Annotated in this window: 16 protein-coding genes and 2 tRNA genes; 14 read left to right on the forward strand and 4 right to left on the reverse strand. The window is 65.0% G+C overall.

Annotation, left to right across the window (positions count from 1 at the left end):
• Window positions 1-135 precede the first annotated feature (135 nt).
• Window positions 136-1,041 (forward strand): thermonuclease family protein, encoded by a 906-nt coding sequence (locus XH93_RS21565; protein ID WP_210340393.1) that lies wholly within the window; start codon window positions 136-138, stop codon window positions 1,039-1,041.
• Window positions 1,042-1,113: 72 nt separating this feature from the next.
• Window positions 1,114-1,830, forward strand: coding sequence for a tRNA-uridine aminocarboxypropyltransferase (locus XH93_RS21570; protein ID WP_194469074.1), 717 nt, complete (start codon window positions 1,114-1,116; stop codon window positions 1,828-1,830).
• A 26-nt stretch (window positions 1,831-1,856) separates the two neighbouring features.
• Here the strand turns inward: XH93_RS21570 and XH93_RS21575 are convergent, their stop codons facing one another.
• Entirely contained in the window at window positions 1,857-3,035 is a 1,179-nt protein-coding gene (locus XH93_RS21575) for a hypothetical protein (RefSeq protein ID WP_194469075.1), read from the reverse strand.
• A gap of 405 nt (window positions 3,036-3,440) precedes the next feature.
• Here XH93_RS21575 and XH93_RS21580 point away from each other — a divergent pair.
• Window positions 3,441-3,514, forward strand: a tRNA-Cys gene (locus XH93_RS21580).
• 66 nt (window positions 3,515-3,580) lie between these two features.
• Here the strand turns inward: XH93_RS21580 and XH93_RS21585 are convergent.
• Window positions 3,581-3,763 carry a hypothetical protein gene (locus tag XH93_RS21585; RefSeq protein WP_139483694.1) on the reverse strand — a complete coding sequence of 61 codons (183 nt, stop codon included), beginning with the start codon at window positions 3,761-3,763 and terminating at the stop codon, window positions 3,581-3,583.
• Between the two features lie 287 nt (window positions 3,764-4,050).
• Window positions 4,051-4,698 (reverse strand): TetR/AcrR family transcriptional regulator, encoded by a 648-nt coding sequence (locus tag XH93_RS21590; protein WP_194469076.1) that lies wholly within the window; start codon window positions 4,696-4,698, stop codon window positions 4,051-4,053.
• A 119-nt stretch (window positions 4,699-4,817) separates the two neighbouring features.
• On the opposite strand from XH93_RS21590, the gene XH93_RS21595 reads away from it, so the two are divergent.
• The 9 genes from XH93_RS21595 to XH93_RS21635 all read left to right on the forward strand — a co-directional run bounded on the left by XH93_RS21595 (window position 4,818) and on the right by XH93_RS21635 (window position 13,745).
• Complete coding sequence (locus XH93_RS21595; protein WP_246799265.1) at window positions 4,818-5,276, forward strand: DUF1772 domain-containing protein; 459 nt, start codon at window positions 4,818-4,820, stop codon at window positions 5,274-5,276.
• Between the two features lie 259 nt (window positions 5,277-5,535).
• Window positions 5,536-5,610: transfer RNA gene (locus XH93_RS21600), tRNA-Asn, on the forward strand.
• A gap of 130 nt (window positions 5,611-5,740) precedes the next feature.
• Window positions 5,741-5,920 carry a hypothetical protein gene (locus XH93_RS21605; protein ID WP_139483688.1) on the forward strand — a complete coding sequence of 60 codons (180 nt, stop codon included), beginning with the start codon at window positions 5,741-5,743 and terminating at the stop codon, window positions 5,918-5,920.
• Between the two features lie 124 nt (window positions 5,921-6,044).
• Window positions 6,045-6,710, forward strand: a complete 666-nt coding sequence (locus XH93_RS21610) for a protein-L-isoaspartate O-methyltransferase (RefSeq protein ID WP_139483687.1) — start codon at window positions 6,045-6,047, stop codon at window positions 6,708-6,710.
• A 229-nt stretch (window positions 6,711-6,939) separates the two neighbouring features.
• A complete protein-coding gene (locus tag XH93_RS21615; RefSeq protein ID WP_139483685.1) occupies window positions 6,940-8,316 on the forward strand; it encodes a TolC family outer membrane protein in 1,377 nt (458 codons plus the stop codon).
• Between the two features lie 309 nt (window positions 8,317-8,625).
• Entirely contained in the window at window positions 8,626-9,366 is a 741-nt protein-coding gene (locus XH93_RS21620; protein WP_139483683.1) for a PopZ family protein, read from the forward strand.
• 145 nt (window positions 9,367-9,511) lie between these two features.
• Entirely contained in the window at window positions 9,512-12,388 is a 2,877-nt protein-coding gene (locus XH93_RS21625) for a valine--tRNA ligase (RefSeq protein ID WP_194469077.1), read from the forward strand.
• A gap of 72 nt (window positions 12,389-12,460) precedes the next feature.
• Window positions 12,461-12,847 (forward strand): VOC family protein, encoded by a 387-nt coding sequence (locus XH93_RS21630; protein ID WP_194469078.1) that lies wholly within the window; start codon window positions 12,461-12,463, stop codon window positions 12,845-12,847.
• A 79-nt stretch (window positions 12,848-12,926) separates the two neighbouring features.
• A complete protein-coding gene (locus tag XH93_RS21635) occupies window positions 12,927-13,745 on the forward strand; it encodes a hypothetical protein (RefSeq protein WP_194469079.1) in 819 nt (272 codons plus the stop codon).
• A 10-nt stretch (window positions 13,746-13,755) separates the two neighbouring features.
• Here XH93_RS21635 and XH93_RS21640 read toward each other — a convergent pair whose 3' ends face one another.
• On the reverse strand, window positions 13,756-14,367 hold the full coding sequence (locus XH93_RS21640) for a DNA-3-methyladenine glycosylase (RefSeq protein ID WP_194469080.1): 612 nt from the start codon (window positions 14,365-14,367) through the stop codon (window positions 13,756-13,758).
• 133 nt (window positions 14,368-14,500) lie between these two features.
• Here XH93_RS21640 and lipA point away from each other — a divergent pair, with 133 nt between their 5' ends.
• Window positions 14,501-15,460 carry a lipoyl synthase gene (gene lipA / locus XH93_RS21645; protein ID WP_194469081.1) on the forward strand — a complete coding sequence of 320 codons (960 nt, stop codon included), beginning with the start codon at window positions 14,501-14,503 and terminating at the stop codon, window positions 15,458-15,460.
• 3 nt (window positions 15,461-15,463) lie between these two features.
• Window positions 15,464-15,928, forward strand: coding sequence for a type II toxin-antitoxin system RatA family toxin (locus XH93_RS21650; RefSeq protein WP_139483670.1), 465 nt, complete (start codon window positions 15,464-15,466; stop codon window positions 15,926-15,928).
• Window positions 15,929-16,046 lie beyond the last annotated feature (118 nt).

Here is a 16,046-nt window from a genome sequence, read left to right on the forward strand (position 1 = left end):
CGCAGACCGCCGCGGCCGAAGCGAATTGTCGTCAACTTCACACTTTAGGTTGTGGCCGGGATGCTAGGCTTGGTCGCCGGCGATGCGCTGGGCGCACGCCGCCAACTCGATGTCATATTGCGGAAGGAGAGGATGATGGCGAAGACACGCTACACGGTTCTCCACGGTCAGTATCGTATTCATCGCGCCGACGATCCGCGGCGAGGCCCGCAGCCCGACGGCGACACCATCCGCTTCGAGCCGGCCAACCTCGAGCTCCTGGCCTCGTTGCCGCGCTTTTCCGCCCGGCCGCCGGACATCCGGTCGAAAGGCATCAATGTTCGCTACGAAGGCATCGATACGCTGGAAACCCATTTTGACGGGGCCCATCAAAACGACAGGTTCGCCTTCGGCGCCCGCGACAGGAATCTGGTGCTGCTCGGCTACAAAGGTGTCCAATTCTTTGCGGACGAACCCAACATCGTGTCGGCCGTCGACGTTGACCCGTTGCCGGGTTACGTGGTCGCCAACGGCATCGAGTCCAACGGACGCTTGCTCGGACTGGTCTATGTCGGCGTTCCCCCGACGGAGGATGGACAGCCGTTGTTTGTCGACGAGGCACGGCTCGACGGCAGCGTGAATGCCACACTGGTGCGCGCGGGCCTTGCCTATGTCGAACCGTATGACACGATGCCGATCGCCCTCATCGATCGCTTGCGTAGCATTATTGCGCAGGCCAGGGCTGATAACGCCGGGATGTTCGACAGCGAGAACGTCGGGGTGGAAAAACCGGCCACGATCGTCACGCTCAATGATCTCCAGGCTTTGGTGATGTGGCCCAAATTGTTCAGGCGGCTTGTCACCTTTATCCGGGAGGGCCACAGCGGCTTGTCCGAATTCGACAGCTGGATTCGCCAGGACCCGGTCAGGCGCGACGACACTTTGCGTCTTCCGAACGGCGAAAAGGCCAACATGCACGACACCTTCGAGATCACCGGCAACCGCCTGTCGCTGCGTTTCAATCCCGAGGATCTGATCATTGCGCCCGATCCGGCCCCTTAACGAGACGGTCTGAGCGAGGCCGGCCTTGCGTTGATGTTGCTGGCGCGGCCATTGGCGGCGTATAGCCGTGGCATGTCGAATCCTGTCGAAGCCCCCGATGTCGTGGCCGATTGCCCGCATTGCGGCAAGCCGCTGCCGCTCTGCATCTGCGACAGCGTCACGCCGATCGAAAGCCGCATCCAGCTACTGATCCTGCAGCATCCGCAGGAGCAGGACAGGGCGCTCGGCACCGCGCGGCTGACCGCCCGTCATTTCGAGAATGCGGTGCACCGGATCGGATTGTCCTGGCCCAGCCTCGCCAAGGCGCTCGGTCGGCCGGTGGCCGATCCGGCGCGCTGGGCGGTGCTCTATCTCGGCTCGGCCAAGGTCGAGGACCTCGATACCGATGCCGAGATCGTCGCAATCAACCGCAAGGGCGAGCTGGAGCCGAACCAGCGCAGCATCCTCGGCCGCATCGAGGGCATCGTGCTGCTCGACGGCACCTGGAGCCAGGCCAAGGCGCTGTGGTGGCGCAATCCCTGGATGCTCAGGTGTCAGCGGGTGATCCTCGGACCGAAGCGGCCCTCGCGCTACGGCCAGTTGCGGCGGGAACCGCGCCGCGACGGCCTGTCCACCATCGAGGCGGCGGCGATGCTGCTGGGGGCGCTGCAAAAGCGGCCGGACATCGCCGAGGCCTTGAACGACAGTTTCGATCGGATGCTGACGCGCTTCCGCGACGTCCAGGCAACCATGCCGGAACTGGCGCCGAAACCGAAAAAGCGGGATTTTCGCCGGCGCCGCCGGAGCTAGATCGCTTGCCAGCCCATCCCGCGTGCTTACGGGACGACCGCCCAGTAGACGCGCCCGTTGGTGTTCGGGTCGGTGCCGTCGCTGGTCGAGAAGATGATGCCGGTTGGCTGATGGGAGAATCGGCCGCCGCCGCGCTCGTTGATGTCGGTGAAGGTTGCGTGCCCGGGGCCAAGCTGACGATCATTCTCGTAGACGACCAGCTTGGACGTACGATCCCCCTCGACGGTCGGCTTGTCGGCTTCGGCCTGCAGTTCCTGTGACAGGTCGCGCGCCACGGATGCGAGTTTGTACCGTTCGAAGGGCCCGGTCAGTTGCACTACTTCGCGCCCTGCCGGCCGTTTCGGGGGAGGCGGAACGACGGCCCAATAGGTGCGGCCGTTGGTATTCGGATCGCTGCCGTCGCTGCTCGAGAAGACGATGCCGGTTGTCTGATGAGAAAATCGGCCGCCCCCCAGCTTGTCGATCTCGCCGAATCCCTTGTGTGCGGGTCCGAGCGGACGGTCATTCTCGTAGACGACCACCTTGGATGTGCGATCCCCCTCAACCGCCGGGTTGTCGGCTGCGGCCTCCAGCTTGCTCGGGCGCGCCACCGATGCAAGGGCGTACCGCTCGAAGGGGCCCATCAGACGCACAACGTTGTCGCCCTTCGGTTTCAGCTCGATCGGAACGACAGCCCAATAGTTGCGACGGTTGGTGTTCGGATCGGTGCCGTCGCTGCTTGAGAACAAGATGCCGTTCGGCAGGTGGGAAAACCGGCCGCCGCCCAGCTTGTCGATTTCGCCGAACCCCACGTGTGCCGGGCCGAGCGGACGATCGTCCTCGTAGATGACCAACCGCGATGTGCGGTCGCCGTCGATGGCCGGGTTGTCGGCTTCGGCATTCAGGTTGACCGGGAACGCCACCGAAGCAAGCCCGTACCGCTCGAAGGGCCGCGTCAGGCGCACGACCACTTCGCCCTTCGGTGTCGGATCGACAAAGCTTCGATCGAGATACAGGGCGGCGGCGAAATAGACGGCAAGCATGGCCGCGCAAAGCGACCACAGCCATCGCTTGTCGATGGACCTGCTCGCCCGGCCATCGGGCCTGGCATCCGGGGTGGCGGCGCGTATGAACCTGATGGTGTGGTCTACCAGACGTTGCGTCGCCGCTTCCGAAGAGGCACCGGAACGGCGTTCTTCCAGGCGGCGTTCATGGACGTTTTTCACGGCGTTGGTACTCTGAAATTCAAATAGTGTGAAACAAACGAATGATGGGTACGTGACTATCGAACGCTGTGCTGCAAAGACAGCACATCAGCAGTGATGGTTGTAGGCAGTCTGCGCCGCCTGTCCACATCGCGCATTATGCGCCAGGTTTGCAAGCCGACGGTCCCGAATTGACGCGCGGCTCTGCCAAAGGTTTCGGTAATCTCGCGGCCGGTCTGCCCCGGCGCAATAGGTCGGTGCCGGGTTCCCAAAGGAATTCCCAAGCAAAGGAACATCATCCTACCGAGAACAGAATGGGCACGCCAGCGTCAGACGCGCGGCGGGTCGAGTTTCAGAACTCCACCGGGAACCGCGTGAGAGCGGTTGCTTAAGCCCTTGCAGGTCTGTATTGATCCGCCCCCAAGGGGCCACGTGGCGGAGTGGTTACGCAACGGTCTGCAAAACCGTGTACACCAGTTCAATTCTGGTCGTGGCCTCCACTCATTCTTAGAGGCTTGCTTAGCGGTTGCTTTCAGCGACTTGCAGCCAACAGATGAGAAGCCGCATTAGCTTGCGGCGTACCAGCCTTCAGGGAACGGAATCAGCGGCCAGGGCGCGTCATTGTCATTGGCGGCGCGCGGCGGCGGCTGAATGCGGGGCGACGTCTGGGCCACGAAATCCTCCTGAGCAATGGGCGCGACGGCCGCTCGCACGGCGTCCAGCAACAGATCAAATTCGACTTCGCTCATCGCGCTCTCCGAGGTTCGAGAGCGCCATGGTCGCAAAACGGTCTTCGGTCCGGATTGAGCGAATCGTTCGAATTTTACGAAAAGGACGATGGCATCCGCTCTGGTTAATGAGGCGCTAACATCCCCCTTCGCGTTTTAGGCTCGGCCGTCGATTGCCTCGTGTGAAACAAATCACATTCTGCGAAAAACAGCGGATGCTTGAGCGCTGCAGCAATCCTACGGTGTCAGGAAGACGTGACCATGAAGGCACGTCTCGGACGCGGGCGCCGGACGCGTCGGTCAAGCGATCACGCTAGCCTGGTCAGATCTCGCGGCAGCATCCCCTTGAACAGTTCGAGCACGCGCCGTGCCTGTCGTGCCGGCAGGGTGATCGCGTGACGTACGGCGGCTGCGATCAGTGTCATGGTCAGCCCTGAGAAGGTGGCGAGGGCGGCTGCGGGCAGATCGGGCGCGACCCGCCGGACAGCCTCGGACAGCATGCCCGCGAGCGCGGCCATGTCCTCCGCGTCGAGCTGCTGCAGGGCGCGGTCGGCCTGGGTCGCCTGCCAGGTGTCGCGCATCACGGGCTCGCGCATGAACATCTCGTAGTAGCTGTCGACGATGCGGCACAGGGCAGGGTGCAGGTCGCGCGCGGTGGTCACGGCGGCCAGGTCGCGCCTGACGCAGTGGCGCCCAACGGCGTTGTAGCGTTCCGCCAGCGTGCCGATGATCGCGGTCTTGTCCGGGAAATATTGATAGAGCGAGCCGAACGCGATCCCGCTGCGTTCGACGATGTCGCTCATCCGGAACGCCTCGCTGCCCTTCTCGGCCATGATCTCGGCCGCACAGGCCAGGATGCGCTCGAAGCGCAAGCGGCTGCGCTGCTGCGCCGGGGCAAGCCGCGCCAGCCCGGCTTTAGGCTCTGTCGCCGCGGGCGCGGCCTTTCGTCTCGTCATCGGTCGGCTCCGCGATCGGGTGTTGACCTCCTTAATACGAGAGTTTATCGCATTCATCAAACACGAGCAATCCTCGCATTTGGAGATCGAACGATGCGCCAGCTTCTGACCTCGGCCTGTTGTGGTTTTCCGCGATCGGCTGCGGCCTGATCGCCGGGCTGTATTTCGCGTTCTCGGCCTTCATCATGACCTCGCTCGGCCGCATTGAGCAGTCGGCCGGGATTTCCGCGATGAACGCCATCAATGTCGATATCCTCCGCTCGTTGTTCATGCCGCTGTTCCTCGGCACCACGCTCGCCTGCGCGGCGCTGGTGTTGCTGGCGAGCCTGCAGTGGCAGGAGCCGGGCGCGCTCGCGATGATTTGCGGCGGCGTCATCTATGTTATCGGCATGTTCGTCGTCACGATGGTCTTCAACGTGCCGCTCAACGACCAGCTTGCCGCGACCGACCCGGCGAGCAGCGCGGCCGCGCCGATCTGGGCGCGCCACCTGACCGACTGGACCTTCTGGAACCACGTGCGGACGGTCGCCTCGACCGCGGCGATGGTGCTGTTCATGGTCGCGATCGCGCAGCGATAGCGCGATCGCGGTCCGGAGAGCCGTGTCAGCAATCGAAGCGCATCTGTCGAGAATCGGGGCAGGGCGGTTCGCCGCATCGTGGTTAAGGCTTCGTCGGCCTGCGGCGGGGCCCGGCGGATGGCCGGCTGTGGGATAAACCCTTGTGCGGCAGTGACTTTACCGTACTTGCTAAAGTTTCCCCGGAGCCAGCATTTGGTTCTTTGCAAGGCCGAAAGGCTTTGTTATACGCTGCCCGCTCGCGAACGATTGGTTCGCCTATTCCTCGGTAGCTCAGCGGTAGAGCATTCGACTGTTAATCGAATGGTCGCTGGTTCGAATCCAGCCCGGGGAGCCAGTTCTGGCCCCATCGATCATCCATCACCCGATCACAAGCCTGTGGCCTGTCGCGACAGACCATTCCCGTCGTCAAATCGACTCAATAACTTCAGACATTCCATCTCGCCGGGTCTCGAGAGGTGATTGTCATGTCCATTAACCTGGTCGACCTGTCATTCCAGCAGCCGACGCTTGTTCCCACCGATGTTCCCGACATCAGCGACGATGAATGCGTGCGCCGTTTGGCGAAGGCCGTCGAGGACCACGATTCGGCGCATCTCGACGAAGTGGCCCGGCTGATCGGCCGGCTCGCCGTCACAATCGAATAGGCGGCCGCCGGGCGCACGCGCGCAGGTTAACCGCGTGTTGCGTTTTGGCGGAGCTTGTTCCAAAAGATGGCCCTGTTCTAGCTCCTCCAGCGGCAATGCCGCGCGACTTGCAGGGTCTTCGCCAATGTCCGGTTTTTCGACCGCGCGCCAGTACATGGTCGATGGTCAGGTGCGTCCGAGCGACGTCACCGATGATCGAATCCTCGATGCCATGCTGACGGTGCCGCGCGAGGCCTTCGTGCCGGCCGACAAGCAGGCGCTGGCCTATCTCGACCTCGATCTCGACGTCGCCGAGGGCGGCAGCACCAGGCGCTGCCTGATCACGCCGGCGCTGCTCGCCAAGCTGCTGCAGGCGGCCGACATCAAAGCGACCGATCGCGTCCTGGTGGTGGGCTGTGCGACCGGCTACGCCGCCGCCATCGTGGCGCGCTTCGCCGGCGAGGTGAGGGCGACCGAGAGCGATCCGGCGCTGGCTGCCAAGGCGGCCGGGACGTTGGCCCAGCTCGGCAGCCGGAATGTGACGGTGACGACCGCCGCCGCCGCCGACGGTGACGCTGCGGGCGCGCCCTACGACGTCATCGTCCTCAACGGCGCCACCGAAATCCTCCCGACCGGGCTGTTTGCCCAGCTCAAGGAAGGCGGCCGGCTGGTTGGGGTCTTCGCGCTGACGCGGCCGCCCAGGGCTGGCCTCGTGACCCATACCCGGGGGGACTACGGACATCGGGAGCTGTTCGACGCCACGGCTCCTGTGCTGCCCGGACTTGAGCGGCTGCCGGCCTTCGTCTTCTGAGCCATTACTGCGCCGCCAGGGACTGCGCTGCCGGGGCTCGATAAAATCCCGTTCTGAATCAGAAGTGTGGCCCGTTTGCCCCACGTGAAGAGTTTCCACCGTCTTGCGTTGCGGGGTAGTTCCGTTGCCCCTAGCCGCGGACTAAGGTGAGGCCGGACTCACTTCGTCTGAGGCGACGGTCGGCCCATGTTCATGAGCCGGGCGACTACAAATGGATGGATTACTGGGGATGCGTGGGGTGAAGGTCATCACCGCGGCTGCGATTGCGGTCCTTCTGTTGGCTGAGATGGGCCCCGTGCCTGCGCTCGCCGATACAATCGAGGCCGCGCTGGTGCGTGCCTACCAAAACAATCCCCAGCTGAACGCGCAACGCGCGCAGGTGCGGGCTACCGACGAAGGCGTTCCGCAGGCACTCTCAGGTTATCGCCCGCAGGTCGCGCTGACCGCGAGTGCGGGCTATCAATATACCGACTCGCGGCAGGGCGGGCAGCCGGTCATCGGCCCCACGGTGCCGCGCAGCGCGGGCATCACGGTCAACCAGCCGCTCTTCAATGCGCAAACGCCGCAACGGGTGCGCGCGGCCGAGAGCCAGGTGTCGTCGGCACGCGAAGGGTTGCGGGTGCTGGAGCAGTCCGTGCTGCTGCAGGCCGCCACGATCTACATGGACTATCTCCGCGATTCGGCGATCGTCGAGGTTCAGCGCAGCAACACCCGCGTGCTGGAGCAGACCCTGAAGCAGACCCAGGACCGCTTCAATGTCGGCGAAGTGACCCGGACCGACGTTGCGCAGTCCGAAGCCCAGCTCGCAGCCGGCAGGACGCAGCAGCTCACCGCCGAAGCCAATCTCACGACGACGCGTTCCAACTTCCGCCGCATCATCGGCAGCGAGCCGACCAATCTCGCGCCGGGATCGCCGGTGGACCGCTTCCTGCCGTCGACGCTGGCCGCCGCGGTCGATCTCGGCCTGACCCAGAATCCGAACGTCACCGCAGCGATGTTCGGCGTCGACGTCAACTTCCTGCAGACCAAGATCGCCGAGGGCGCACTGCTCCCGACCGTCACGCTGTCGACCCAGGTGACGCAGCAATACGAGCAAACCTTGCTGACGCAGCGCGCTTTCAACGCGTTGACGTCGGTGCAACTGTCCGTGCCGATCTACCAGGGCGGCACCGAATATGCGCTGATCAGGCAGTCCAAGGAATCGCTGGCGCAGCAGCGCCTGGTGCTGGAGCAGACCCGGGACCAGGCCCGCGCCAACGTCGTCACCTTCTGGGGCCAGCTGATCGCCGGCAAGTCGCAGGTGGCCTCGGCGCAGGCGCAGGTGCAGGCCTCCGAGATCGCGCTGAACGGCGTGCGCGAAGAGGCCAAGGCCGGCCAGCGCACCACGCTCGACGTGCTCAACGCGCAACAGGCGCTGGTCAACGCGCGCAACTCGCTGGTCACGGCGCAGCACGACCGCGTCGTCGCTTCCTACAACGTGCTGAACGCGATCGGCCGGCTGTCGCCGACAGTGATGGGCCTGCCCACCTCGGTCTACGATCCGAGCGTGCACTACCACCAGGTGCGCGACAGCTGGGCCGGCGTCCGCACGCCCGACGGCCGCTAGCCGCCACATCAACGTTGCTTGTTGCGCTTAAGCTCGTGGTTCTGTGTCAATCAGGACCGCGAGCGCGCGCGTTTGCTTGCAATCGATAAAGGCTGACTTACCGTTATGCTGGGCAGCAAGGCGATTCGCGGCAGGGCCATGATGTTGGTGCAGCGGACGCAACGAGCGACACGAGGCTGCGCGAAGGCCTCGGGCGGGCTTGATCTGGGGACAAGTCGGGGCGGGAGCGACGAAAATCTCGGCCCGCATCATCGGAACCAGCGAATCCTCTCGGGCTTGATGTAAAATGGTTTCGATGTGGAGTCGGACATGACGCAACCTGCAAAGGTCCAAGAGCCCTCGATGGAGGAGATTCTGGCGTCGATCCGTCGCATCATTGCCGACGACGAGGCGAAGCCGGCCGCGGCCGAGAAACCGGCGGCCGCCGCGCCGCCGCCGAAGGTCGAGCCGCCAGCCGCCAAACCCGCCAGCCCGCCGCCGGCTCCGGCTGCGAAGGCCGCCGCGCCCGCGCCAAAACCGGTGCCGCCTGCGCCCGCAGCAGCGCCGAGCAACAGCCAGGACGATATCGATTCGCTGTTGGCCAGCCTCGACCAAGCAACGCCGGCGTCGGAGATCAGGCCATCGCCGCCACAACCGGAAGCTGACGTGTTCGAGCTCACCGACGAGATGGCGCTGCCGGATCCGGCGCCCGCGCCTTCGTTCCGCAAGGTCGAGCCCGAAGACGACGTCGAGTTCACCGACCCGTCGGTGCGGAGCCGTGCGCCGGTCCAAGAATCAGTTCGTGAGCCGGTACGCGAGCCAGTCCGCGAGCCGCCGCCGGTCGACCCCGCGACGATCCAGCCGATCATCTCGGGAACCACGATGCGGGCGGTCGAATCCGCCTTCAACTCGCTGGCCAATACCGTGCTGAGCAACAATGCGCGGACGCTCGAGGATCTGGTCAAGGAGATGCTGCGACCGATGCTGAAAGCCTGGCTGGATGACAACCTGCCCGGGCTGGTCGAGCGGATCGTCAAGGCCGAGATCGAGCGGGTCTCGCGCGGGCGCTGAAACCCCGCGCCCCGGGAACGGGGCTATCCGGCCCTCATTCAGCCACCCCAAAATGCCCTAATTGCCGTTTCCGTGCGCCGGTCCGGTTGACTCGGTGCGTTCGGGCGGCTTTCTAGCCGTTTCCACATTCCCAAATTGCAGTGTCATGATCGAGAAGAACTACCAGCCCGCCGATATCGAGCGCCGGATGTCCCAGCTTTGGGAGGACAGCGGTGCGTTCAAGGCCGGACGGCCGGAACGCCAGGACGCTGCGCCTTTCACTATCGTGATCCCGCCGCCGAACGTCACCGGTTCGCTGCATATGGGCCACGCCCTCAACAACACCCTGCAGGACATCCTGTGCCGGTTCGAGCGGATGCGCGGCCGCGACGTGCTGTGGCAGCCCGGCACCGACCATGCCGGCATCGCGACCCAGATGGTGGTCGAGCGGCAGCTGATGGAGCGGCAGGAGCCGGGCCGCCGCGACATGGGCCGCGGCAAATTCCTCGAGCGGGTCTGGCAGTGGAAGGCGGAGAGCGGCGGCACCATCGTCAACCAGCTGAAGCGCCTCGGCGCCTCCTGCGACTGGTCGCGCGAGCGCTTCACGATGGACGAGGGGCTGTCGCGCGCCGTCGTGAAGGTGTTCGTCGAGCTGCACCGCGATGGCCTGATCTACAAGGACAAGCGGCTGGTCAACTGGGACCCGAAACTGCTGACCGCGATCTCCGATCTCGAGGTGCAGCAGGTCGAGGTCAAGGGCCATCTCTGGTACCTGCGCTATCCGATCGAGGGCCGGACCTTCAGCCCTGAGGATCCGAAGTCGTTCATCGTGGTCGCGACCACGCGCCCGGAAACCATGCTCGGCGATACCGCCGTTGCAGTGCATCCGGACGACGAGCGCTACACCGCGCTGGTCGGCCAGCACGTCATCCTGCCGCTGGTCGGCCGCAGGATCCCGATCGTCGCCGACGACTATTCCGATCCGGAGAAGGGGTCCGGCGCGGTCAAGGTGACGCCGGCGCACGACTTCAACGATTTCGAGATCGGCAAGCGCCACGGCCTGCCGCAGATCAGCGTGCTCGACCAGGAGGGCTGCCTCAGCCTGGTCGACAACGAGGATTATCTGCGCGGCCTTCCCGAAGGATCCGCCGAGTTCGCGGCGGAGTTCGACAGGATCGAGCGTTTCGCCGCGCGCAAGAAGATCGTGACGCGGCTGGAGGAGTTCGGCTTCCTGGAGCGGATCGAGCCCAACACCCACATGGTGCCGCATGGCGACCGCTCCGGCGTCGTGATCGAGCCCTATCTGACCGACCAGTGGTACGTCGACGCGCACACGCTGGCACAGCCGGCGATCGCGGCGGTGCGTTCCGGCGACACCACGTTCGTGCCGAAGAACTGGGAAAAGACCTATTTCGAGTGGATGGAGAACATCCAGCCCTGGTGCATCTCGCGCCAGCTCTGGTGGGGCCATCAAATCCCGGCCTGGTACGGGCCGGACGGCAAGGTGTTCGTCGCCGAAACCGAGGAAGAGGCGGTCGGCAACGCGCTCGGCTATTACGTCGAGCAGGAGGTCATCACGCCGGAGCAGGGCCACGAGATGGCAACCGATCCCGCCAAGCGCGAAGGCTTCATCACCCGCGACGAGGACGTGCTCGACACCTGGTTCTCCTCGGCGCTGTGGCCGTTCTCGACGCTGGGCTGGCCGGACGAGACGCCGGAGGTCGCGCGCTATTACCCGACCGACACGCTGGTGACCGGCTTCGACATCATCTTCTTCTGGGTCGCCCGCATGATGATGATGGGCCTGCATTTCATGAAGCAGGCGCCGTTCTCGACCGTCTACATCCACCGTCTCGTCCGCGACGAGAAGGGCGCCAAGATGTCGAAGTCGAAGGGCAACGTCATCGACCCGCTCGGCGTGATCGACGAATACGGCGCCGACGCGCTGCGCTTCGCGCTGACCCGCGAGGCGGCGCAGGGCCATGACATCCGCCTGTCGCCGCACCTGGTCGAGACCAACCGCAATTTTGCGACCAAGTTCTGGAACGCGTGCCGCTTCGCCGAAATGAACGAGTGCGTGAAGCCGGATGGTTTCGATCCCAAGGGCGCCAAGGATACCCTGAAGGAAACGTTGAACCGCTGGATCGCGCACGAGACCTCGCGCGCCACCCGCGAGGTGACCGAGGCGATCGAGGGCTATCGCTTCAACGATGCCGCCGGCGCGATCTACCGCTTCGTCTGGAACGTGTTCTGCGACTGGTATCTCGAGCTGGCAAAGCCGGTGCTGATGGGCGAGGAGGGCGCCGCCAAGGCCGAGACCCGCGCCATGATCGCCTGGACCCGCGACGAGATTCTCAAACTGCTGCATCCGTTCATGCCCTTCATCTCCGAGGAACTGTGGGCGGTGACGGCCCAGCGCGACAGCCTGCTGGTGCTGGCGCCGTGGCCGCGCAAGGCCGCGATGACCGAGATGGAGCTTGCCGCGATGGCCGCGCCCGGCCCGGCCGGCGAGATCATTCCACCCATCATCGCAGCGCTCGACGCCGACGATTTCAGCGATCCCGCCGCGGAGGCCGAGATCGGCTGGGTGGTCGACCTCGTCACAACGATGCGCTCGGTGAAGGCGGAGATGAACATCCCGCCGTCGACGCTGACGCCGCTGGTGATCGTGACGACGTCGGACGAGACGCGCGACCGCGCGCAGCGCTGGAACGACACCATCAAGCGCCTGGCGCGGCTGTCGGAGATTTCCTTCGCCGATGCGTCGCCTGAGGGCGCGATGCAGCTGCTGGTGCGCGGCGAAGTCGTCGCGCTGCCGCTCAAGGGCGTGATCGATTTTGGCGCCGAGCGGACGCGGCTGGAGAAGGAGCTCGGCAAGGCCGACGCCGACATCAAGCGGGTCGACGCAAAGCTCTCCAACGAGAAGTTCGTCGCCAACGCGCCGGAAGAGCTCGTCGAGGAAGAAAAGGAAAAGCGTGAGGCGGCACTGGAGCGCAAGGCGAAAATCCTCGAAGCGATCGAGCGCCTGAAGCAGGCGTCGTAGGGCATGGTCCGGAAAAGTGTGAAGCGGTTTTCCGAAAGGATCATGCCCAACTAGCAAGGCGGGCGAGGGGCGATGCTGGATCACGTCTCCATCACGGTTTCCGACATCGCCGCCGCCGAACGCTTCTACGACGCCATCATGAAGGTGCTCGGCGTCGTCAAGGTTGGCCGCCGCGATGACTGGATCGGCTATGGCGAGCGGGCGCGGCCGGCCTATCCGGACCGGGTCTATCTCTCGATCCGCAAGGGCGCGCGGCCGGAGGAGGCGTCCGGCCGCCACTGGTGCTTCAAGGCGAAGTGGCGCACCCAGGTCGACGCCTTCTGGGATGCCGGCATCGCCGCCGGCGGCACTGACGACGGCGCGCCCGGCCTGCGCGACTATCACACCTCGTACTATGCCGCGTTCCTGCGCGATCCCGAGGGCAACAAGGTCGAGGCCGTCTGTCACCACGCGGTGTGAACCCGGCCGCACTGACCGCCGACCAACACGCCGAGAGGTCGGCCGTTCACGCCCGGCTGGCCCGCGCCGTGAGACGGTCATGACGATATCCCGCAGAGACCTGCTGATTGCGATGGGAGCCTTGCCAATGGTGGTTCGCGGCGAACAGGCCCACGCGGCCGCATCGACGGTGAAGCCGCGCCACGTGCTTTGCTTCCTCGGTGGCGAAGGTCAGCTCGCGCAATTGTCGGACGCCGCCTCGCTGGCGATCCAGAAGTTCGCCGCCGGCTTCAGCATCGACACCACCTATTCGCAGGATAAGCCGGATCCCCGCATGACCCGCTCGTTCGGCGTCTCCTGGGATCGCGTCGCGCCGAATGCCTGGACCGGCGCGGACGAGTCGGCGGTCGTCAACCATCAATCCGTGCTCTACGTGCTGGGTCCCCGGATGTCCGCGGACAACGCGGTCACGTGCTCGGTCGGTGCGTTGTTTCTGGTCCATGCCGTCATCAAGGCCGGTGCCACGGCGCTGAAGGGCGAGAGCGCCGGCGTTGCGCACGGTCTGCCGCGCTGGGCCGAGCTGACGCGACAGGCGGCCGCGGCCCTGCAATCGGATGACGATGCCGGCGCGAGCCGCGCCTGCCGCCTGGCCTTTGCCAAGCGTCCGCTCGACAACGGCACCTGGACCGAAACCGTCGGCTATCACCTCGTCGGCCTGCCAGAGGTCTATGTCGCCAAGAGCTACGGCACCGAGCGCGAGGTGGCTGCGCTGATGGACACTGTCGGCGATGAGCTCGCACAGCGTGGCCTGCAAGCGGTGCTGCGCGACCACAGGGCGCGGCTGTCGCACGTCTCGTCGTATCAGCCCGGCGACTTCAAGTTCAATCCCTACGGGATCGTCTACGTCGACCAGAGCTGACCAGCCGCGCTCAGGCCGCAAACGGCTTGCTGAGGAATTTTGATCCCTTCACCCCATAGCGCCAGGGCAGCTCGACCGCCTTGGTGATGCCGATTCGCACGCCGGTGGCGATGTCGGGCGTTTCGGTACGGGCATAAAGCGCGATCGGCGGACGGTCGAGCGGCAGCTCGCTGTGGGCAATGCTGATGCCGAGCGCCTCGCAGAGCTTGCCGGGTCCCGAGCACAGCGCCCGCGCATCGTCCAGCCCGCGCCGCTTGCGCATCGCGGCGAGGCCATGGGTCGGCTCCAGCGCGCGGATCAGCACCGCGCTGGCCGAGCCGGCCTTCTCGCAGACGAAGTTCACGCACCAATGGATGCCATAGGAGCGATAGACGTAGGAGAAGCCGGGCGGTCCGAACATTACCTGGTTGCGCGGGGTCGGCCCGTTGAACGAATGGGCCGCCGGTTCGGTGTGGTGGTAGGCCTCAACCTCGACGATGATGCCGCCGACGCCGCCGACCAGGAAGGTCGCGCCGATCAGGTCGGGCGCGACCTCGTGCACGCTGCGGTCAAAGAACGAGCGTTTCAGCGGCTTGCCGAGGCGCGGCGCGGTCGCCGTGGTCGATTGCGGTTTTTGAGCCATTTTCAGGTGGGAATCGCGGCGGAACAGGGCAGGAGACTGCCAATATTCCGGCCGCTCTGCTAGGGTCGGGCGCCGGGTTGCAGGCCGCGTCAACACGGATTAGCTAAGGTTCTCTCGCGACTTGCAGGCACCTATGGTCACCATCGTCGATACCATCTCCACGACCCCGTTGCGCCCGCGTCACCCCGAAAAGGTGAACCGGCCGGATGCGGTCTCGCCGCCGAAGCCGGACTGGATCCGGGTCCGTGCGCCGAACTCGCGCGGCTATGCCGACACCCGCCGCATCGTCAAGGAGAACGGCCTCGTCACGGTGTGCGAGGAGGCCGGCTGCCCCAATATCGGCGAGTGCTGGGACAAGAAGCACGCCACTTTCATGATCATGGGCGACACCTGCACGCGGGCCTGTGCGTTCTGCAACGTCAAGACCGGCATGCCCGCGGCGCTCGAGACCAATGAGCCGGAATATGTCGCGGAGGCGACCTTCAAGCTCGGCCTGACCCATGTGGTGGTGACCTCGGTCGACCGCGACGATCTCGCAGACGGCGGCGCCGAACATTTTGCGCAAGTTATCCGCGCCATCCGCGCGCGCTGCCCGACCACCACGATCGAGATCCTGACGCCGGATTTCCTGCGCAAGGACGGCGCGCTGGAGCGCGTGGTCGCGGCAAAGCCCGACGTGTTCAACCACAATCTGGAGACCGTGCCATCGCGCTACCTCACGGTTCGCCCCGGCGCGCGCTATTTCCACTCGATCCGGCTGCTGCAGCGGGTCAAGGAGATGGACCCGACCATCTTCACCAAGTCGGGCATCATGGTCGGCCTCGGCGAGGAGCGGCACGAGGTGCTGCAGGTGATGGACGATCTGCGCTCGGCCGACGTCGATTTCCTCACCATCGGCCAGTATCTGCAGCCGACCCGCAAGCATCACGCCGTGATGCGCTACGTGCCGCCGGATGAATTCGCCGGCTATGAGCGGGTCGCCTATACCAAGGGTTTTCTGATGGTGTCGGCGAGCCCGCTGACCCGCTCGTCGCATCATGCCGGCGAGGATTTCGCCAGGCTGCAGGCGGCCCGCGTCGCCCGCGGCCGCTAGATCATGCCGCGATTCCAAAGCAAGCGGCGGGTTCGTCACGCCGCCGCGCAAATGTTCGATCTGGTCGCCGACGTCGAGCGCTATCCGGAATTCGTGCCGCTGTGCCAGGCGCTGAAGATCCGTCAGCGCACACCGAAGGACGACGGCACCGAGATCGTGGTGGCCGACATGACTGTTTCCTTCAAGCTGGTGCGGGAAACTTTTACCAGCAAGGTAACGCTCGACCGGCCCAATCTGAAAATCCTGGTCGAATATCTGCGCGGTCCGTTCAGCAATCTGGAGAATCGCTGGACCTTCGAGCCGAAGTCGGACGCCGAGTGCGACGTCGGCTTTTTCCTGAATTACGAATTCAAGAACCGGATGCTGGCGATGCTGATGGGCTCGATGTTCGACGCCGCGTTCGGCCGTTTCGCCGGAGCGTTCGAGAAGCGGGCGGACCACATCTACGGCAAGCCGGTCGCTTCATAAATCTCTCAACGTCATTGCGAGCCAACGGGTCGCGCGAACGCGCGCCCGATGACAGGCTCCGCGAAGCAATCCATCTCCGCGTACGCTGATGGATGGATTGCTTCGTCGCTGTCGCTCC

The organism is Bradyrhizobium sp. CCBAU 51753, assembly GCF_015291565.1.
Classification (GTDB): domain Bacteria; phylum Pseudomonadota; class Alphaproteobacteria; order Rhizobiales; family Xanthobacteraceae; genus Bradyrhizobium; species Bradyrhizobium ivorense.